The sequence below is a fragment of the Tardiphaga sp. genome, assembly GCF_044336785.1.
Classification (GTDB): Bacteria; Pseudomonadota; Alphaproteobacteria; order Rhizobiales; family Xanthobacteraceae; genus Tardiphaga.
Genome location: NZ_JBIIOT010000051.1, coordinates 19,143 through 37,562 on the forward strand (window position 1 = coordinate 19,143; position 18,420 = coordinate 37,562).

Annotated in this window: 17 protein-coding genes; 6 read left to right on the forward strand and 11 right to left on the reverse strand. The window is 63.6% G+C overall.

All coding sequences use genetic code 11. From position 1 onward, the window contains the following. Positions 1 to 29: 29 nt before the first annotated feature. The 6 genes from ACIQ2A_RS15565 to ACIQ2A_RS15590 all read right to left on the reverse strand — a co-directional run bounded on the left by ACIQ2A_RS15565 (position 30) and on the right by ACIQ2A_RS15590 (position 7,330). Positions 30 to 1,721, reverse strand: coding sequence for a thiamine pyrophosphate-dependent enzyme (locus ACIQ2A_RS15565; protein WP_398480706.1), 1,692 nt, complete (start codon positions 1,719 to 1,721; stop codon positions 30 to 32). A 133-nt stretch (positions 1,722 to 1,854) separates the two neighbouring features. Then, positions 1,855 to 4,551, reverse strand: a complete 2,697-nt coding sequence (locus ACIQ2A_RS15570) for a DUF2339 domain-containing protein (protein ID WP_398480708.1) — start codon at positions 4,549 to 4,551, stop codon at positions 1,855 to 1,857. A gap of 120 nt (positions 4,552 to 4,671) precedes the next feature. Beyond that, a complete protein-coding gene (locus ACIQ2A_RS15575) occupies positions 4,672 to 5,178 on the reverse strand; it encodes a tyrosine phosphatase family protein (protein ID WP_398480710.1) in 507 nt (168 codons plus the stop codon). A gap of 33 nt (positions 5,179 to 5,211) precedes the next feature. Then, on the reverse strand, positions 5,212 to 5,826 hold the full coding sequence (locus tag ACIQ2A_RS15580; RefSeq protein WP_398480712.1) for a YfbR-like 5'-deoxynucleotidase: 615 nt from the start codon (positions 5,824 to 5,826) through the stop codon (positions 5,212 to 5,214). Beyond that, complete coding sequence (locus ACIQ2A_RS15585) at positions 5,826 to 6,452, reverse strand: DNA-3-methyladenine glycosylase I (RefSeq protein ID WP_398480714.1); 627 nt, start codon at positions 6,450 to 6,452, stop codon at positions 5,826 to 5,828. Before ACIQ2A_RS15585 ends, ACIQ2A_RS15580 begins: the two co-directional genes overlap by 1 nt. Further along, positions 6,449 to 7,330, reverse strand: coding sequence for a YgfZ/GcvT domain-containing protein (locus ACIQ2A_RS15590; RefSeq protein ID WP_398480716.1), 882 nt, complete (start codon positions 7,328 to 7,330; stop codon positions 6,449 to 6,451). The genes ACIQ2A_RS15585 and ACIQ2A_RS15590 overlap by 4 nt, the downstream gene beginning before the upstream one ends. A gap of 129 nt (positions 7,331 to 7,459) precedes the next feature. Here ACIQ2A_RS15590 and ACIQ2A_RS15595 point away from each other — a divergent pair, with 129 nt between their 5' ends. Then, positions 7,460 to 8,794 (forward strand): dihydroorotase, encoded by a 1,335-nt coding sequence (locus tag ACIQ2A_RS15595; protein ID WP_398480718.1) that lies wholly within the window; start codon positions 7,460 to 7,462, stop codon positions 8,792 to 8,794. A gap of 150 nt (positions 8,795 to 8,944) precedes the next feature. Here ACIQ2A_RS15595 and ACIQ2A_RS15600 read toward each other — a convergent pair whose 3' ends face one another. The 4 genes from ACIQ2A_RS15600 to ACIQ2A_RS15615 form a co-directional block, all read right to left on the reverse strand. Continuing rightward, positions 8,945 to 9,211 carry a hypothetical protein gene (locus tag ACIQ2A_RS15600; RefSeq protein WP_398466673.1) on the reverse strand — a complete coding sequence of 89 codons (267 nt, stop codon included), beginning with the start codon at positions 9,209 to 9,211 and terminating at the stop codon, positions 8,945 to 8,947. Positions 9,212 to 9,616: 405 nt separating this feature from the next. Then, positions 9,617 to 10,279, reverse strand: a complete 663-nt coding sequence (locus tag ACIQ2A_RS15605) for a sulfite oxidase-like oxidoreductase (RefSeq protein ID WP_398480720.1) — start codon at positions 10,277 to 10,279, stop codon at positions 9,617 to 9,619. Between the two features lie 29 nt (positions 10,280 to 10,308). Continuing rightward, positions 10,309 to 11,544 (reverse strand): MFS transporter, encoded by a 1,236-nt coding sequence (locus ACIQ2A_RS15610; protein ID WP_398480736.1) that lies wholly within the window; start codon positions 11,542 to 11,544, stop codon positions 10,309 to 10,311. Between the two features lie 399 nt (positions 11,545 to 11,943). After that, a complete protein-coding gene (locus ACIQ2A_RS15615) occupies positions 11,944 to 13,368 on the reverse strand; it encodes an amidase (protein ID WP_398480722.1) in 1,425 nt (474 codons plus the stop codon). 156 nt (positions 13,369 to 13,524) lie between these two features. Here ACIQ2A_RS15615 and ACIQ2A_RS15620 point away from each other — a divergent pair, with 156 nt between their 5' ends. Continuing rightward, on the forward strand, positions 13,525 to 14,370 hold the full coding sequence (locus ACIQ2A_RS15620; protein ID WP_398480724.1) for an alpha/beta hydrolase: 846 nt from the start codon (positions 13,525 to 13,527) through the stop codon (positions 14,368 to 14,370). A gap of 150 nt (positions 14,371 to 14,520) precedes the next feature. On the opposite strand, the gene ACIQ2A_RS15625 is transcribed toward ACIQ2A_RS15620, so the two are convergent. Further along, complete coding sequence (locus ACIQ2A_RS15625) at positions 14,521 to 15,531, reverse strand: polyprenyl synthetase family protein (protein WP_398480726.1); 1,011 nt, start codon at positions 15,529 to 15,531, stop codon at positions 14,521 to 14,523. 223 nt (positions 15,532 to 15,754) lie between these two features. Here ACIQ2A_RS15625 and ACIQ2A_RS15630 point away from each other — a divergent pair, with 223 nt between their 5' ends. From ACIQ2A_RS15630 to ACIQ2A_RS15645, 4 genes are all read left to right on the forward strand, one after another. Beyond that, positions 15,755 to 15,985 (forward strand): DUF2007 domain-containing protein, encoded by a 231-nt coding sequence (locus ACIQ2A_RS15630; protein ID WP_398480728.1) that lies wholly within the window; start codon positions 15,755 to 15,757, stop codon positions 15,983 to 15,985. Next, complete coding sequence (locus tag ACIQ2A_RS15635; protein ID WP_398480730.1) at positions 15,985 to 16,740, forward strand: tRNA1(Val) (adenine(37)-N6)-methyltransferase; 756 nt, start codon at positions 15,985 to 15,987, stop codon at positions 16,738 to 16,740. Before ACIQ2A_RS15630 ends, ACIQ2A_RS15635 begins: the two co-directional genes overlap by 1 nt. 226 nt (positions 16,741 to 16,966) lie before the next feature. Continuing rightward, entirely contained in the window at positions 16,967 to 17,851 is an 885-nt protein-coding gene (locus tag ACIQ2A_RS15640; protein ID WP_398480732.1) for a S49 family peptidase, read from the forward strand. A 310-nt stretch (positions 17,852 to 18,161) separates the two neighbouring features. Beyond that, positions 18,162 to 18,350 carry a hypothetical protein gene (locus ACIQ2A_RS15645; RefSeq protein WP_398480738.1) on the forward strand — a complete coding sequence of 63 codons (189 nt, stop codon included), beginning with the start codon at positions 18,162 to 18,164 and terminating at the stop codon, positions 18,348 to 18,350. Positions 18,351 to 18,420: the final 70 nt, after the last annotated feature.

Genomic DNA, 18,420 nt, shown 5'->3' on the forward strand with positions numbered 1-18,420 from the left:
TCTCCCGGTGGCAGGAGAGGCGCAAAGTATCAACCCGTCACCGACATCACGGCTTCCTTGATCTTCGCCAGCGCGTAATTGCCGATCATGTTGGCATCGACATGCGGCAGGTTCGGAATCTCATCGGCAGCCACCACGCAATCGACGATGGCCGGGCCCTCGCAGGCCAGCGCATCGGCGATGGCCTTCTTGAGTTCACCCGGCTGTTTCGCCGTAAAACCCTGTCCGCCGCAGGCACGCGCCAGTGCTGCAAAATCCGGATTCGGGAATTCGATCGCCTCGCGGAAAGGTGCCAGGCCGACGCTCTCGGCTTCCAGCGTGATCAGACCAAGCGCTGAGTTGTTGTAGACGATGACCTTGAGCGGCAGCTTGTGTTGCACGGCGGTCATGAACTCGCCCATCAGCATGTTGAAGCCGCCGTCGCCGGTGAGCACGATCACCTGCTTGGAACGATCCAGAATCTGGATGCCGTTGCCCTGCCCGACGGCGGTGCCGACCGCCGCATTATTGAACGAGCCGGTGATGCGCTGGTTGCCGTTCTGGCGGATCCAGTTTGCCGACCACAGCGTGTTGAGGCCGGTGTCGAGTACGAAGATCGCATCAGATCGCGCGAGATCGCTGGTGACGCGTGCGACGGCTTGCGGATGGATCTTGTTCTTGCTGCGGGCGGGATCGGCCTGCTTGTCCAGCATCTCGTCCCACTTCTTGCGCGCATGCACGGTCTTCTCGAAGAACTTGCTGTCGGTCTTGGCCTGCACACGGCCGAGCAGGATCGCGAGAGCCGGCCGCGCCGAGCCGATCACGCCAAGCGCCGTCGGCGTGCGGCGTCCCAGCGCCTGCGCGCGCTCGTCGATCTGGATCACGTGGCCCTTGGTCGGGAGAAAGTTGGAATAGGGATAGTCGGTGCCGACCATCACCAGCAGATCGCAGTCATGGACGGCGTCATAGACCGGCTTGGTGCCGATCATGCCGAGGCCGCCCATCCAGCGCGGATCGTCAAACGCCATGATTTCCTTGCCGCGCACCGAATGCACCAGCGGCGCGTTCAGTTTGTCGGACAGTGCGCGCAGCAGGTCCGCGGTGCCGAGGGCGCCATGGCCGCACATGATCACGACGCTTTTTGCCTCGTCGATGCGTCGCACGGCATCGTCGATGGCGGCCTCGTTCGGCAGGATCTCGCCGCGCGGGATCAGCGTCGCGATGCTCGATGTCGGCACGTCGGATTTCAGCGACAGCACATCCATCGGCAGCGTCAGATGCGCGACGCCGGGGCCGGCATAGGCGGCGGCAATCGCTTCGTGAAACACCCGCGGCGCTTGCGCGGCGGTGGTGACAGTCTGCGTATAGAGCGAGACGTCGCGAAACAGCAGGTCCGGCTCGGTGGTCTGGAAAAAGTCCGAGCCCTTCATGGCCCGCGCCATGTCGCCGGACAGCGCCAGCACCGGCGCATGATCGCGGGCGGCTTCATAGAGGCCGGCGACGAGATGCGTGCTGCCCGGTCCTGTCGAGCCCGCGCAAACGCCAAGCTTGCCTGTGAGCTTCGCCTGGCCCGCTGCAGCCAATGCCGCGCCTTCCTCGTGGCGCACGCCGACCCATTCGATCTTCGAGCGACGCACCGAATCCGCCAGCGGATTGAGCGAGTCGGCGATCAGGCCAAAAATCTGCTGCACGCCGATCTGTTCGAGGACATGGACGAGGTCATCGGCAACGGTCTTCGACATCGGTAGGCTCCAGATTTGATGGGGGACACCGCGGCGAGGATAGCGGCCGCGGCATCGATCGATAGAACAGATGGATGCTCAATTGTCGCATTGCAGCATTAACATCACGCCCCAACAAATTTGTGATGTCGAATTAAGTTCCGGCAATCTCGGAACGAACCTCGTTTGCTTTCTTCCGGGAGAACAGGATGCGCTGATACAGATAGCCGATCGCCACCAGCACGAGGCCGAGGCACATGAAGGAGAGTGCGCGCCAGACGCCGGTCAGCGACGACATGTCGATGAGGAAGGCTTTCAGCACCGTGAGTCCGATCACCACCGCCGAAGCCAGCCTCGCCCGTTGTGACGAGAAGATCAGCCCGGCAGCGAGCAGCGCGACGCCAAAGACGAGCCACGCGATCGACAGCGTATATTGCTCGGCATCGAGCACCCGCGCATTGTAGAAGATCGGCCCGTGATAGATGCGGCGGATTTCGAGCGTCACATAGGTCAGCGCGAGCAGTAGCGCGCCCGCAGCAATCGTATTGGCATAAGCCGGCTTGCGACGACCCGCGACTGCATAGGACAGCAGCAGCGCGAGGATCGCGGGCAGGGCATAACCGAGCAGCAGCAGGTTGAAGACGGCGCCGCCGACATCGACCCGCCAGATGTTCGGATTCGCGATGAACAGCAGGCCGCCCAGCGAAGCGAGACCGGCATAGAGCGTGAGCAGGACGGCACCGACATTGTGGACGATGCTGCCACTGCGCACCCGCAGCCGTTCGAGGCCGATGGCCATGGCCAGCGTTGTGCAGACCTGCAGCGCGATTTCGACGAGATCGGACGAGACGCGATAGACGTCGCCGCCATTGACGTAGTGGCGGATCTGCAGAAACACCAGCAGCACCGTGAACAGGATCGCTGCGGATTCCACCATGCGCAGTGGCTTGTCGTCGCCGCGGCGGCGCATCAGCACGGAGGCCGCCCAGAACGATGCAGCCGGCACGCCATAGCCCCAGAGCAGCCAGTTGAAGATCGGCGTGGTGCCGACGAGATTGCCGACCACGCGCGGCTCCCAGGCCATGCGGGCGCAGACGATGGCGGCGAGGATCGCGGCCAACCAGCGCAGGAACGGGATCGGCCGCTGCATGGAGATCCACGCGGTGCCGAGCGCCATCAGCGAAAGCGCGATGGTGAGCCAGCCTTTCTCCAGCGCGAAGGTCAATGCCAGCGCCAGCGCGCCGAGCGTGCCGGTGGCGAACAGCGCGGTGGAGATCGCGAGGCCGGGCCGCTGCTCGCGCTTGCTGAGCAGTTCCGTCGCAGCGGCAAAAGCGGCGGCAATGATCACCGCAAGAATGGCGAACGGGATCGAACGATCCAGATGCGCGATGCGGGCATAAAGCGCGATCAGCAGCGCGATCGGCACGAAGGTGGCGCAGGCGGCCCAGATCACCGGAATGACCGCGCTGACCGAGCGTCCCTGGGCGAGGAAGCCGACGACGCCGAAGCCGAGCGCGAACACTGCAGCGCTGACGAGATGCAGAGTCACCGAGCCTTCGATCGGGCTGAGGCCGATGCCGTCGAGCGGACCGCCGGGCAGCACCAGCATGTCGAGATTGCCCTGGATGGCCCAGGACAGGAAGACGACGGCGACGAAGATGGCAGCGATGGCAACGGCGCTGGTTGCTGCCTGCGCATACCAGGCCACGAACAGCGTGCCGGCGACCAGCAAAGCGAAAGCGATCATCGCCAAGTCTGCATGGGAGCCGGCGAGCACGATCAGCGTGGCGCCGAACAGGCTGGTGCCGAGCGCGGCCGACGAGATGCCCTCGATGCGGCCAGCGTCGGCCGGCGGCCCATACATGAAGCCGCAGACGACCAGCAGTGATGCGAGCCCGAAGCAGGCGATGACGTGGAACACATGCGGCGCGACCATCGCAGGGCCGCTGTCGAGGCCGGGCAACGTCCAGAACGTGGTGAAAGCGATGGTGGTCAGCACCAGCCAGCGCCACATCCGCATCCGCGCCAGCGCGAAGGCGGCTGCGGTGACGATGGCGAGATAGATATACAGTGCCCAGTAATCCGGCTTGCCCGACGACACCAGCATCGGCGTGACGAAAGCGCCGACGAGGCCGAGTCCTGCGAGCGCGGGGCCATGCAGCAGCGCCGCAGCCATGGTGCCCATGGCGACAATGCCGAGCAGCACGAAAGCGGTGCCGGGCACGAGGAAATCATAGAGCGCATAGGCCGCATAGATCGTGGCGAAGGCCACGGCGGTGCCCGCTGCGGTGAGGATCGCCGGGATATTGGCAATCGGCAGCGGCGCGATCGATGACAGCGATTCCTTGCGGCGAGCGAATTCGCCGACAGCGAGCAGCGCCAGGGCGAACAGCCCGCCGAGCAGCACGCGCACTTCCGGGCCGAGCAATCCGGCCTCGATGGAATAGCGCACCATGAAGAGGCCACCGAGGGCCAGTGTCAGGCCGCCGACCCACACCACCCAGCGCGTGCCGATGCGCTCTTCGAAGCTCGGGCGTTCGGTTGCCGGTGCCGCTACTGCCGGCCTTGTGACGGTCTCCGCGACACGTGGCGTCGATGCAGCAGCAGGGATCGCTGGTTTAGGTGCTGGCGCCGTGCTGGGCGGAGGCGGTGGCACATTGCTGGTGGCAGGCTGCACTGGTGCGAGCGGCGGTGCTGGTTCGGCCGCGGCCACTGGCGCAGTGACCGCGCGTGGCACGGCCTCGAATGCATCCAGTCGCGCCCGCAGAATTCTGACTTCATTGCGTGCGTTGCGTGCAAAAAAGAAGGCGACGATGGCGACGACAAGCGCAATGAAATCGAAATCAAACATCTTAAGTCAGCCCTCACTCTTCTTCCCATCCTTGTCCCACAAGGGATGGGGTGAGGGAAGCCGTTGGGACTTAGTGCTTGTCGAAGTCGTAATGGTTCACATCGCGTGAACCCTGGCGCATCAATCCAGATCGAGGCGAAACGGCTTGCCGGCCACCATGAGGCTACCGGGGCCCATATCGTCGAGCGCACGGACCATGCGGCCATTGCGGCCGAGCGCCTTGTCGGCGAGCGACACGATCAGCCGGTTCGGCGATGCGATGGGGGACGCCGCGCGGATGCGCTGCGCGATCTCGTGCTCGTCGCGATCGGGGTTGAGCATGCAGGCCGCTGTGAAGGCGCTGGCGGTGGAGCGCGAGATGCCCGCATAGCAATGGATCACCAGCGGCGAGGCGCGATTCCAGCCGCGCACGAAATCCATCACTTGCGTGACATGGCCCTCGTTCGGCGCGACAAACCCGTCCATGCTCTCGGTGATATCGTCCACCTGCACACGCAGGTGATTGGCCTCGATCACCGTCTCCGGCCGCACCACTTGCGCGACATTGGCCATGATGGTCAGCACATGGCTGGCACCCGTCGTTTTGACGGTGGGATGCAGGTCGGCGAGGGAGCAGACATAGATCATGATGGTCTTTCTACCGCGCTCAGGCGCTGCATGTCATCCCGCTATCAGTGCTTCGAACCGCGCAAGGAACCGCTTCTCCGCCTTGCTGGCCGACCATGGGGTCAGGTAATCCGCCTCCACCTCGAGATCCAGACACGGATCCTTGCCGAACAGCCGCTTCGCCTCCGTCTCGGCAAAGCCTGCAAGCCGCGTGGCTTCCAGATAGGCCGCACCCATATCCGCGTTCTTGATCGCTTTCGTCATTTTCGGATCGAGCGTGGCCGGCAGGCCGAAATGGATATGGATCGCCGCGAGCAGGCGATGCTCCACCACCTTGTAGGCATCGCCGATCACCGCCTTGAACGGGGAGATCATGTCGCCGATCACATATTCCGGAGAATCATGCAGCAATGCCGCGAGCCCGAATTGATCGTCAACGCGCGGCGCCTGCTCGCGCATGATCGCCTCGACCAGCAGTGAATGCTGTGCCACCGAAAAGATATGGGGGCCGCGCGTCTGCCCATTCCAGCGCGCCATGCGCGCAAGGCCATGGGCGATATCCGCCAGTTCGATATCGAGCGGCGAGGGATCGAGCAGGTCGAGTCTGCGCCCCGATAGCATGCGTTGCCAGGCACGCGGTGTGCCGCCGGTCACGGTCGCTTTCGCCATCAGGTCGCCTTCAGCCGCAGCGGCTTTTTCTTCTTGCTGCACAGCGCATGGCAATAGCAGGAGGTGAGGTGGTCATTGACCATGCCGGTCGCCTGCATGAAGGCATAGACGATGGTCGGTCCGACGAATTTGAAATTGCGCGATTGCAACTCCTTCGAGATCTTGATCGACAGCGGCGTCGAAGCAGGCACGTTCGCATGCGTCTTGAAATTGTTCACAATCGGCTTGCCATCGACGAAGTCCCAGAGGAATTTCGAGAAGCCGGGGCCTTCCTCCATGATCTTCAGATAGCCCTTGGCGGACAGGATCGTGCCCTCGATCTTCGCGCGATTACGCACGATGCCCGCATCGTTCATCAACGCATGCACTTTCTTCTCGCTGTAGCGCACGATCTTTTCCGGCTGGAAATCGTCGAACGCCTTTCGGAAATTGTCGCGCTTGCGCAGGATGGTGATCCACGACAGGCCGGCCTGGAAGCCGTCGAGGATCAGCTTTTCGAACAGCGCGCGATCGTCATAGTCCGGTACGCCCCATTCGGTGTCGTGATAGGCGACGTAGAACGGGTCTTCGCCCGGCCACGGGCAGCGCGTCTTGCCGTCGGCATGGGTGATCGCTGGCTTGCTCATGCGTGTTTCTTGGCAATGAAGGCGCGGGCGGCTTCGGGATCGGCCAGATGGATGGTGATGTCACCAGCGATCAGCGCTGCGCCGGCGTCGAACGCATCCGTCGCGCGGTCGATGCGAAGCAGCGCGAGACCGTTGTGTCCGGCTGACGATCCCATGGAGCCGACCGGCTTGTCGGCGGCGCGGATTTCCGTGCCGGCCACAGGTGTCGTGCCATCGAGCGTCACCGGCACGATACGCGTGCGCGCGGTGCCGCGATGCTGCATGCGCGACACCACCTCCTGGCCGATATAGCAGCCCTTGTCGAAATCGACTCCGGCCATGCGGTCCATATTGGTCTCATGCGGGAACGCATCGCCATAGGCGAAATCGATACCGCCGCGCGGCACGCCGCAGGCGATGCGATGCGCCTCATAGGCCGGCTCATCGACAAGCTCCGCGCCGAGCACCGAAGCGGTCTTCTCAGCGAGATCGGCCGGCACGAGAATGCGGTAGCCCAGCGCCGCATTGCGCGGATCGGCGAAGGTCAGATCCGGCTTCATCATTGGCTCGCCGTCCCAGACCGCCAGCACGCCGAGCCCGTCGGAGAGATTCTCCACCGTCACCTTGGCGCGCAACTTGTAGAAGCCGAGCTTGGTGGCGAGCGGCTTGGCCAGTTCGCGCGGGCAGTCGATCAGGAGGCCGCCACCATGGCCGGCAGGTGCTTCCGTCACCAGAAAATCCGCCACGATCTTGCCCTGCGGCGTCAGCAGCGCGCCGAACCGCGCGCGGCCGGGCGCGAGGTCGTCGATATCGGAGGTGATGAGGTTGTTGAGAAAAGCGCGGGCGTCGTCGCCGGCGATCTTCACCACACCCCGATCGGGGAGAAATGCTGCTTTCATACGGAAAATCTCGAAAAAATTCAGGAATCGCGGCGGACGGATTTCATCGCCAAAGTTAAGCCGCTAAGATGCCGGTAACAAGGCCTGCGCCATGCGCGCAGGCATCCACAAGCTGCAAGCGAGACCGGTATGAGCGAGACTTTCGATACGATTCTGAAGAACGGCACCGTCGTCAATCAGGATGGCGAGGGCCAGCGCGACATCGGCATCCGCGACGGCCGCATTGCGGCGCTCGGCACGTTCGGGCCGGAACAGGCGGGCAAGACCATCGACTGCAAGGGCCTGCACATTCTGCCCGGCGTGATGGATACCCAGGTGCATTTTCGCGAGCCCGGCCTCGAGCAGAAGGAAGATCTCGAAACCGGCTCGCGCAGCGCCGTGATGGGCGGCGTCACCGCGGTGTTCGAAATGCCGAACACCAATCCTCTCACCATCGACGAGGCCACGTTCACCGACAAGGTAAAACGCGGCCATCACCGCATGCATTGCGATTATGCCTTCTTCATCGGCGGCACGCGTGAAAACGTGCAGGACCTGCCGGAGCTGGAGCGTGCGCCGGGCTGCGCTGGTGTCAAAGTCTTCATCGGCTCCTCCACCGGCGCCTTGCTGGTCGAGGACGACGATAGCCTGCGCAAGATCTTTCAGGTCATCAAGCGCCGCGCCGCCTTCCATGCCGAGGACGAATATCGCCTCAACGAGCGCAAGGGCCTGCGCATCGAGGGCGATCCGCGCTCGCATCCGGTGTGGCGCGACGAGACCGCGGCGCTGATGGCGACCCAGCGTCTGGTCAATCTCGCCCGCGAGACCGGCAAGCGCATCCATGTGCTGCATATCTCGACCAAGGAAGAGATCGACTATCTCCGGGATCACAAGGATGTCGCCTCCTGCGAGGCGACGCCGCATCATCTCACGCTGACAGCGCCGGACTGCTATGAGCGGCTCGGCACGCTGGCGCAGATGAATCCGCCGGTGCGCGATGCCAGCCATCGCGCCGGCATCTGGAAGGGCATCGAGCAGGGCATCATCGACGTGCTCGGCTCCGATCACGCGCCGCATACTCTGGAAGAGAAGCAGAAGGTCTATCCGGCCTCGCCATCCGGCATGACCGGCGTGCAGACGCTGGTGCCGCTGATGCTGGATCATGTGAATGCCGGCCGGCTGTCGCTGCAGCGTTTCGTCGATCTCACCAGTGCCGGCCCGGCGCGGCTCTACAATATGGCGATGAAGGGCCGTATCGCGGCGGGCTACGACGCCGACTTCACCGTGGTCGATCTCAAGCGCAGCGAGACCATCACCAACAAATGGGTGGCCTCGAAAGCCGGCTGGACGCCCTATGACGGCGTGACCGTGAAGGGCTGGCCGGTCGGCACCTTCGTGCGCGGCAGGCAGGTGATGTGGCAGGGCGAACTCGTCACGCCATCGCAGGGCGAGACGGTGAAGTTTCTGGAGACGTTGAAGCAGTAAGGCACGCTCAAACTGTCATCACCCGCCCTGGCGCGCAATTGCGCGCCTGGAGCGGGTGATCCAGTAAACGATGTAAGAGTGTAGAAGCGCGATCGGTGGAGTGTACTGGATCGCCCGGTCAAGCCGGGCGACGACAGTTGGGAGATAGACCTACTGCCTTGCCAGCGTCAGCGAAAATTCGCCATTGCGCACGCGCGTGGGCAGGCCCTCGACGAACTTCGCCACCGCATCCTCGCCATAGGTCCCGACCAGCTCGGCAAAGGCCGCGAACAGGCTGGCCTGCGCCAGACAGTCGCCATCCACGCCGTCGTGGCGCGCTTCGGCCCATGCCTCGTTGAGATAGCTGAGCGCCGCCTGCTTCTGCTCCTGATCGGGGAGGGGAGCGCGGGTAGGCTGGTACGACAGGCGTTCGCTCATGAAATTCCCAAACAATCTGCGGGCAGGACACCGGCGCGAATCTGCGTCGGCGTGAAACTGATTCCTTCGGCTCGCAAGAGATTTACCACGCACGGCGCAGGCCGCGAGCGACATCTTTAAGAAAGGTTAACGGCCGGGATTCACATTGTCGGACATTGCGTTAGCAACGGGAACCGATGCGCACTGCAAGCGGCAAGACGATCGCTTATGCCGTTTGAGCGATGAGGACAGTGGTCGGCCTGGATGGTTCGAGACGCCCGCTTCGCGGGCTCCTCACCATGAGGGTCTTCTCCAGCGACATACTCTGCCCTCATCCTGAGGAGCGGCCGTTTGGCCGCGTCTCGAAGGATGGTCGCAGGCTACTTCGGCAACCTGCTCTTCCCCTGTTGCACGCGGGGAGAAGGTTCAATCCTCCGAATAGCGCTGCTCGTCCCACGGATCGCCGCGATTGTGATAGCCGCGGATTTCCCAATAGCCCGGTTTGTCATCGCTGCGGAATTCGATGCGTTGCAGCCATTTGGCGCTCTTCCAGAAATACAGATGCGGCACGATCACGCGCACGGGGCCGCCATGGTCGCGCTCGATCGGCGTGCCCTGCCACGAATGCGCCAGCAGCGCGTCGTCGGAGGCGAAATCCTCTAGCGACAGATTGGTCGTGTAGCCGTCGTAGGATTCCAGCGACACGAAGCGCGCATCGGGCTTCGGCTGGCATGCGTCGAGCAATGCGCGGGTCGAAAGCCCTTCCCACTGATTGTCGTAGCGCGACCAGGTGGTGACGCAGTGAATGTCGGAGATGAATGTGGACTGCGGCTGCGCCGAAAACTGCGCAAAGTCCCAGAACAGTGGCGTGTCCACGGCGCCATAGACATCGAGGCGCCAGCGCTCGCGGGAAATGTTGGGCGTGATGCCCAGATCCAGCACCGGCCAGTCCTGGGTCAGGTGCTGGCCGGGTGGAAGCCGGTCGGTCTCCGGGCGCGCATGCCGGCCGGTGAGAAACCGGCCCTCGCGCGCCCAGCGTTGCTTGGTTTGCGTCAGCTTGGATTCCGAAGGTGTGTTGTCTTCATCCATGCTGACGCTCCTTGGTTAGGCTGTGACTGTCACTCGTGACGGTGCATCGCCGAGTTGTGCTTGGTGTCGCGCATCGTGGCGTAGATGATCAGCGACAGGAAGATGATGCCCGAGAGATAATAGTAGAAATATTGCTCGTGGCCCGACTGCTTGAAATACAGCGCCACGGCAGGTGCCGTGCCGCCGAAGATCGAGACCGTCAGCGCATAGGGTACGCCGACGCCCATGGCGCGGATATTGGTCGGGAACAGCTCGGCCTTCACCACGGCATTGATCGAGGTGTAGCCGGCCACGAACACCCAGGCGCCGCAGATCAGCAGGAAGGCGACGAAAGGCGACTTGGTGGTCTGCAGCGTGGTCAGGATCGGCACCGTGCACAGCGTGCCGGCGATGCCGAAGAAGATCAGCAGCGGCTTGCGGCCGAAACGGTCCGAGAGCGCGCCATAGATCGGCTGCAGGATGCAGGCGAAGATCAGCGTGCCGAAGATCACCGTCGTGGTCTGGTCGGCGGTGAGGCCGACCGAGAGCTTCACGAAGGTCTGCATATAGGTGGTGAAGGTGTAGAACGCCGCCGTGCCGCCGGCGGTGAGGCCGACAACCAGCAGCAATTCGCGCGGATACTTCAGCAGGCCAGCCATCGAGCCCATCGGCTTTGACTGCTTCTTGGCTTCCGTGAACTGCTCGGTCTCGTGCAGGTCGCGACGCATCACGGCGGCGAAGATGGCCAGGCTGGCGCCGATGAAGAACGGAATGCGCCAGCCCCAGTCCTTCAGCTCCTGCTCGGTGAGGAACACCTTCTGCAGCAGCAGGAGCACGATGATGGCGGTGAGCTGGCCGCCGATCAGCGTCACATACTGGAAGCTCGAATAGAATCCGCGATGCTTGGGATCGGCGACTTCCGAGAGGTAAGTGGCGGAGGCGCCGTATTCGCCGCCAAGGCTGAGGCCCTGGATGATGCGGGCGAGCGCAAGCACGACGGGGGCGGCGAAGCCGATGGTCGCATAGGTCGGGCACAGTGCGATGATCAAGGAGCCGAAGCACATGAACAGCACGGAGACGGTGAGCGACAGGCGGCGTCCGTAACGGTCGGCGAGGAAGCCGAACAGCCAGCCGCCGAGCGGGCGCATCAGGAAGGTGGCGGCGAACAGCACGGCCGCATTGAGCTGCTGGACGACCGGATCATTGGAGGGGAAGAAGGCCGGTGCGAAATACAGCGCGAAGGCGGTGTAGGCGTAGAAGTCGTACCATTCGACCAGATTGCCCATCGAGCCGATGAAGATGGCCTTGATGCGTTTCTTGGCGTCGTCGAAATGAAGTTTGCCGTCGGCCGGCGGTGCGAAAGAGTCAGCCACGTAAAGCCCTCGTATTCCGTGAAATGAAATGCCCCGTTGCCACGGGAGGCCGCAAAAGCCAATGCCGCCAAATGCATTGCTGCTGGCATGGGGCGTTCTGTCAGGCAGCGGGATCGTTCCGGCTGCTACAATGCATGATTAGCCGTTAGCTGCGACAATGTGGCTTAGACGAAAGTATGGCGAGAGGTGGCGGTATTTGAGGCGGTAGGGCCGTAGGGCGGATGAGCCGAAGGCGTCATCCGCCGGCCGAAGTTATTGCTGAAACTCCGCGGCGGATGACGCCTTCGGCTCATCCGCCCTACGGGCCCGGTTTTACCTCGCCGGGCGCGGATCGATCGGCGTGGAGCTCTGCAGGCCGAGAATATCCTCCAGCACCCGCGCGCCGGCGAGCAGCGAGGCTTCACCGCGCGGCGGGCCGACGATCTGCAGGCCGACAGGCAGCCCCGTTGAAGTGAAGCCGCAAGGCAGCGACAGCGCCGGGCAGCAGGTCAGGGTGATCGCATAGACGATACCCAGCCACTGCACATAGTTGTCGAACTTGGTGCCGTTGCATTCGGCGAGATAGCGCTGCTCGATCGGGAAGGGCGGCGTGATGGTCGCCGGGCAGAGCAGCAGGTCGTATGTCTGGAAGAATTCATAGGCGCGGGCCGCGAGCGTGACGCGCTGCGTTTCCGCCTTGGCGAGATCCTCGACCTTGAGCTTCAGGCCTTCCTCGATATTCCAGATCACTTCCGGCTTCAGCTTGTCGCGGTGATCGCGCAGCAGGCCGAGTTTGGAGATCGCAAAATCATAGGCGCGCAGCACATGGAAGCACTCGTGCGCTTCGCGCAGGTCGGGATGCGCTTCCTCGACGATGACGCCGGCTTCCGCAAAACGCTCTGCCGCCTTGCGGGTGAGGGCTGCGACTTCCGGATCGACGGGCGTGATGCCGAGATCGGGCGAGTAGGCGATCCGCTTCGGCTTGGTACCACCGCGCACGGCGGAGCGGAACGAGGTCGGCAATTTCGGCAGCGAGATCAGATCGGCGGGATGTTCGCCGCTCATGGCGTCGAGCATCAATGCCAGGTCTTCCACGGTGCGCGCCATCGGACCCTGCACGCTCACCATGCGCGCCAGCGCGATACTCGGCGTTGACGCGACGCGGCCAGGGCTCGGGCGCAGGCCGACAATGCCGCAGAAGCTGGCGGGGTTGCGCAGCGAGCCGCCCATGTCGGAGCCGTGCGCGATCCAGGCCGTGCCGCTGGCAAGCGCTGCAGCCGCACCACCGGACGAGCCGGCCGCCGACTTCGACAGGTCCCACGGATTCAGCGTCGCGCCGAACACCTCGTTGAAGGTGTTGGCACCAGCGCCGAATTCCGGCGTGTTGGATTTCGCATAGACCACGCCGCCATTTTCTTCGAGGCGCTCGACCAGCACATTCGATTTGGTCGGCACCACATCCTTGAAGATCGTCGATCCCTGGGTGGTGCGCACGCCGGCGACGGAGGTGAGATCCTTGATCGGCACCGGGAGGCCGGCGAGGATGCCGCGCTCGCCGAGCGGTTTCTTCATCAATTCCCTGGCGTGGTCACGGGCGCGATCGAAGCACAGGATCGGCAGCGCATTGACCTGGCCATCGACCTCCTTGATGCGCGATTCCAGTGCATCGAGCACATCGAGCGGCGTGACTGTGCCGTTATTGAGTTGATCGACGACGGCGCAGGCCGTTGCTTTGATGAGGTCTTGATGAGAGGCCACGCACGTCTCCAGGAATGATGCAGAAAGTGTGATGCAGAAAAAGCAGATGCAGCATGTTCGTCCGGCGCGTGGCGGTCTAGCCTATTTCTTGCATAATTGGGACTCGCGAGCGGCCGCGCGCCGCACAATACTGAGATGCAGCTAAGGACAACAACCATGAGTAATCCCTTCGGCGATTCCAACTGGCGCGCGATGTCGCGCGAACAGCTCGATGCCGGCCTCAACAACAGCGTGGCTGTCGCGGGGAGCGCCGAGATCGCCAATGGCTGGGGCCAGCGCTCCGACGCCATGAAGGCGAAATATCCTGCGCATCTCGACCTCGCTTATGGCCCGCGCGAGCGCAACAGGATCGATCTGATCAAGGTGACGGACGGTGGCCCGGTGCTGCTGCTGATCCATGGCGGCTACTGGCAGATGCGCTCGAAGGATTTTTTCACCTGCTTCGCAGCGGGGCCGATCGCCCACGGCATCAATGTCGCCGCGATCGGCTACACGCTGGCGCCGGATGCGACGCTGGACGAGATCGTCGCCGAGATCAAAGCGGGCGTGGATGCGCTGGTCGATCAGGCCGGAACGCTCGGCATCGATGCCGATCGCATCGTGGTCACGGGTTGGTCGGCCGGTGGCCACATGACCGCGACCACGCTGTCGCATCCGAAGGTGAAAGGCGGGGTGGCGATCTCCGGCATCTACGATCTCGAGCCGATCCGCGCGTCGTATCTCAACGAAAAGCTCAAGCTCGATGAAGCGATGTCGAAGCGGCAGTCACCGCTGCTGCAGGGCGCCGGCCCGGACAAGCCGCTGGCACTGGTGGTCGGCGGCGCGGAGCTCCCGATCCTGCGCCAGCAGACCGCAGACCTCGCGGTGCACCGCGTGCAGCATGGATTGCCGGTGAGCTACGAGGAGATTCCGGGCGCCGATCATTTCTCGATCATGGCGGAGCTGGAGAAGCCGGAGGGACGGATCACGGTGTTGATCAAGGAATTGGTGGCGCGGATTTAAACTCCGCCACACACTCCGTCCTCATCCTGAGGAGCCGCGCAGCGGCGTCTCGATGGATGGCCGCATGCTCCCCAGTCATGGTTCGAGACGCGCGCCGTTGGCGCGCTCCTCACCATGAGGGCGGAGTGCGTGGCTTTCTATGTGCCTGGCTCAATGCGTCCGTGCCAGGCAGAACGCCACCACCTGCTCCAGCGCCGTCTTCATCGGCGACGACGGGAATAGCGCCAGCGCATCGACAGCCATCGCACCATAATGATGCGCGCGGCTGATCGTGTCTTCCAGCGCGCGGTGCTTGGTCATCAGCCCGATGGCGTGATCGAGATCACCGTCGCCGATCTCGCCGCGCTCCAGCGACTTGATCCAGAATTCGCGCTCGGCATCGTTGCCGCGGCGGAAGGCCAGCACCACCGGCAGCGTGATCTTGCCCTCGCGGAAATCGTCGCCGACATTCTTGCCGAGCTTGGCGGCCTTGCCACCGTAATCGAGCACGTCGTCCACGAGCTGGAACGCGATGCCGAGATTCATGCCGACCGAACGGCAGGCGGTCTGCTCCGCCTTCGGACGGTTGGCGATCACCGGGCCGACTTCGCAGGCCGCAGCGAACAGCTCGGCGGTCTTGCCGCGGATCACCGCGAGATATTCGTCTTCGGTGGTGGCGGTGTTCTTGGCGGCGGCGAGCTGCATCACTTCGCCTTCGGCAATCGTTGCAGCGGCCGACGACAGGATGTCCAGCGCGCGCAGCGAGCCGACTTCGACCATCATGCGGAACGCCTGACCGAGCAGGAAGTCGCCGACCAGCACCGAGGCCTCATTGCCCCACAGCATGCGGGCGGAGAGCTTGCCACGGCGGAGTTCGCTCTGATCGACCACGTCGTCATGCAGCAGCGTGGCCGTGTGCATGAATTCAACGGCGGCAGCGAGCTTGATATGGCCGTCGCCGGTGTAGCCGGTGAGATTGGCCATCGCCAGCGTCAGCATGGGGCGCAGGCGCTTGCCGCCCGAGGAAATCAGGTGGTTGGCCACTTCCGGAATCATGGTGACGTCGGAGCCGGTGCGCGACAGGATGGTCGCGTTCACGCGCTCCATGTCAGCAGACACGAGGCTGACAAGCTGATCGATCGACGCTGTTGCGTGACTCTCGAAAGGAACAATCACCGCCACGCTGTAGTCTCCGAATTGCAGAATCTTGGCGCAACAGGCCGTGGCCGGCCGGCGCGCACGCCCTGATAGGCCGAATTGGCGCGAAAATCATGTAAATTCATGCGCAGACTGGGCCGGTTAGACAATATGTCCGCAGAATAGGAACTGCGCAGGGGCGCGGCAAGGGCTAGGGAACCTGGATCAAATCCAGATATACCAGCCGTGAACAGGGAATGGTGGTCAATTGCGCGAAATCATGCGGACGAATGACGTGGTGCTGGTCTCGGCGGTGGGCGCGCTGCTCGATGGCGCCAATATCCATCACCTCGTGCTCGACCAGAATATGAGCATTCTGGAAGGCTCATTGGGCGTCATTCCACGACGGATTCTCGTGCATGAGGACGATGCGCGGGAAGCGCGGACACTGCTGACCGAAGCCGGGCTCGCGCATGAGTTGCGCGCCGAGGAGAAGTAATGCCGGCGACCACCGATGATCACGTGCTGGGCGGCCAGTTGCTGCTGCGGCAGCCGGCCTCCGGTCATCGCGCGGGTCACGATGCGATCCTGCTGGCCGCCGCGACATCGGCGCGGCCGGGCCAGCGTGTGGTGGATTTCGGCGCGGGTGTTGGCACGGCTGGTCTGGCTGTCGCGAGACGCGTGGCCGGCCTCTCGCTCGCCTTGATCGAAATCAATCCGGATTTTGCCGATCTCGCGCGCCACAATGCCGAGGCCAATGGCGTGGCGGCCGATGTGATCACGCTCGATCTCGCATCCAATGCCGAAACCTTCGCGGCCGCGGGCCTGTCTGCGGACAGCGCCGACGTCATTCTGATGAATCCGCCCTTCAACGATCCCGCACGCCATCGCGCCTCGCCGAACAAGACCCGCGAGATCGCGCATGTTGCGACAGACGAGACGCTCGCGACCTGGGTCCACGCCGCGCGTCGCGTGCTGAAATCGAATGGTGTGCTGACGATGATCTGGCGCGCTGACGGGGTCGCTGACGTGCTTACAGCACTCCATCGCGGCTTCGGCTCCCTCGCGCTGATGCCGGTGCATGGCGGTGCAACGGCGCCGGCCATCCGGATTCTGGTGCGTGCGGTGAAAGGGGGGAGGGCGCCTGCGGCAATTCACCCCGGCATTGCGCTACGGGATGCGAAAGGCGCGCCCGATGCCCATATCCAGCAAATCCTGGCGGGGCATGCGGCACTTCCATGGGCATCGCTATGAGCGATGCGCCAATGCTTGTTATTGAGGGGCTGTTTCGGAACGCTTCTGCGGCGCGGACGTCAGATGGATCGCCGTGAGCAGCGTGCCGATGATCAGCATCAGCAGATAGATCTTCATGTTCACTCCCAACGCGCGTTTGACAATTATGGTTTGCAAACGCTGAAACTCTCTGCGGGTTCAATGACACGCGCGTGATAATGTACGGTTAATGTCGAGGTAACCTTCTATGAGCGAATCCAGTTTGAAAGCGGCGATTGCAAGGCTGCTGCCTGCGCGTTTCCGTCGCGCGACATCGGTCGTTCCGGTGGTCCGCTTGTCCGGTACCATCGGCGCCGTGACGCCGCTGCGGCCGGGTATGTCGCTCGCGGGCGTGGGAAAACTGCTGGATAAAGCCTTCGCGACGAAGAACGCGAAAGCCGTCGCATTGGTGGTGAATTCGCCCGGTGGCTCGCCTGTTCAATCACGGCAAATTTATCTGCGCATCCGCCAGCTCGCCGCCGAGAAGAAGCTTCCGGTGTTCGTCTTCGTCGAGGATGTCGCAGCCTCCGGCGGCTACATGATCGCCTGCGCCGGCGACGAGATCTTCGTCGATCCGTCCTCCATCGTCGGCTCCATCGGCGTGGTCGGCGGCACGTTCGGTTTTCAGGAACTGATCAAGAAGATCGGCGTCGAGCGCCGGCTCTATACGGCCGGCGAACACAAGGCGACGCTGGATCCGTTCCTGCCGGAAAACCCCGATGACGTCGCGCGGCTGAAATCGCTCCAGCGCGAGATCCATGCGATTTTCATCGGTCTCGTGAAGGAGAGCCGCGGCGCCCGGTTGAAGGGGCCGGAGGACGAGCTGTTCACGGGCGCCTATTGGGCCGGCGAGAAGTCCGTCGCATTCGGCCTCGTCGATGCCATCGGCGATCTCCGCTCGGTGCTCCGCGCCCGCTATGGCGACGAGGTGAAGACGCCAGTGATCGCGCAGCCCACCGGGATGTTGTCGAACCTGTTCGGCCGCAAATCCTCCAGCGGCGCGCAGCTGGAACTCGGTGCGCTGGCCGATCTGCCCGACCAGATCGTCACCACGCTGGAAACCCGGGCGCTGTGGTCGCGCTACGGGTTTTGATGGTCGCCGAGCCTCCGCTCCGCCCCTCATGGTGAGGAGCGCGCCTCTTGGCACGCGTCTCGAACCATGAGCTGGCTGGGCTCGGAGTGTGCGGCCATCCTTCGAGCCTCCGCTTCCGCCTTCGCTCTGCGAGCTTCGGCGGACAAGTCGCGGCTCCTCAGGATGAGGGGTGAGTATGTGGCGCGCTCAGGATGAGGGTTGAGGGGGGCTTGTGGGAGACGGGCGTTCGTCCCGCAAATCGCCATTGTTCCGCGCCAGCAGTTGAGCGAGATTGCCGGGAAGGGGGCTCGTCATGAGCAAGGATGTTAAAATGCCGCCGCTGGTCGCCATTGCGGGTGCGCTTGGAAGCGCTGCCGTGGTTCGCTGGGCCTATCGCACCGTCAAGCGCGTCAATCAGGAGCTGGATGCGGCCCGTCAGGCCCGCATGGCCGAGACCACCACGCCCGAAGCCAAGACCCTCCGCCGCGACCCCGCCACCGGCGCCTATCGGCCCGGATAAAAACACCGGCCTCTCCCTTCACCTCTCCCCACCGGGGAGAGGTCGCGCGCTCTTTGCGCGCGGGTGAGGG

Bases quoted from the DNA above. Each gene is read 5' to 3' on its own strand.
- ACIQ2A_RS15565 (WP_398480706.1), bottom strand. From the start codon at position 1,721: ATGTCGAAGACCGTTGCCGATGACCTCGTCCATGTCCTCGAACAGATC.
- ACIQ2A_RS15590 (WP_398480716.1), bottom strand. From the start codon at position 7,330: ATGAAAGCAGCATTTCTCCCCGATCGGGGTGTGGTGAAGATCGCCGGC.
- ACIQ2A_RS15580 (WP_398480712.1), bottom strand. From the start codon at position 5,826: ATGGCGAAAGCGACCGTGACCGGCGGCACACCGCGTGCCTGGCAACGC.
- ACIQ2A_RS15645 (WP_398480738.1), top strand. From the start codon at position 18,162: ATGCCGCCGCTGGTCGCCATTGCGGGTGCGCTTGGAAGCGCTGCCGTG.
- ACIQ2A_RS15605 (WP_398480720.1), bottom strand. From the start codon at position 10,279: ATGGATGAAGACAACACACCTTCGGAATCCAAGCTGACGCAAACCAAG.
- ACIQ2A_RS15595 (WP_398480718.1), top strand. From the start codon at position 7,460: ATGAGCGAGACTTTCGATACGATTCTGAAGAACGGCACCGTCGTCAAT.
- ACIQ2A_RS15600 (WP_398466673.1), bottom strand. From the start codon at position 9,211: ATGAGCGAACGCCTGTCGTACCAGCCTACCCGCGCTCCCCTCCCCGAT.
- ACIQ2A_RS15585 (WP_398480714.1), bottom strand. From the start codon at position 6,452: ATGAGCAAGCCAGCGATCACCCATGCCGACGGCAAGACGCGCTGCCCG.
- ACIQ2A_RS15620 (WP_398480724.1), top strand. From the start codon at position 13,525: ATGAGTAATCCCTTCGGCGATTCCAACTGGCGCGCGATGTCGCGCGAA.
- ACIQ2A_RS15635 (WP_398480730.1), top strand. From the start codon at position 15,985: ATGCCGGCGACCACCGATGATCACGTGCTGGGCGGCCAGTTGCTGCTG.
- ACIQ2A_RS15610 (WP_398480736.1), bottom strand. From the start codon at position 11,544: ATGGGCAATCTGGTCGAATGGTACGACTTCTACGCCTACACCGCCTTC.
- ACIQ2A_RS15640 (WP_398480732.1), top strand. From the start codon at position 16,967: ATGAGCGAATCCAGTTTGAAAGCGGCGATTGCAAGGCTGCTGCCTGCG.
- ACIQ2A_RS15575 (WP_398480710.1), bottom strand. From the start codon at position 5,178: ATGATCTATGTCTGCTCCCTCGCCGACCTGCATCCCACCGTCAAAACG.
- ACIQ2A_RS15570 (WP_398480708.1), bottom strand. From the start codon at position 4,551: ATGTTTGATTTCGATTTCATTGCGCTTGTCGTCGCCATCGTCGCCTTC.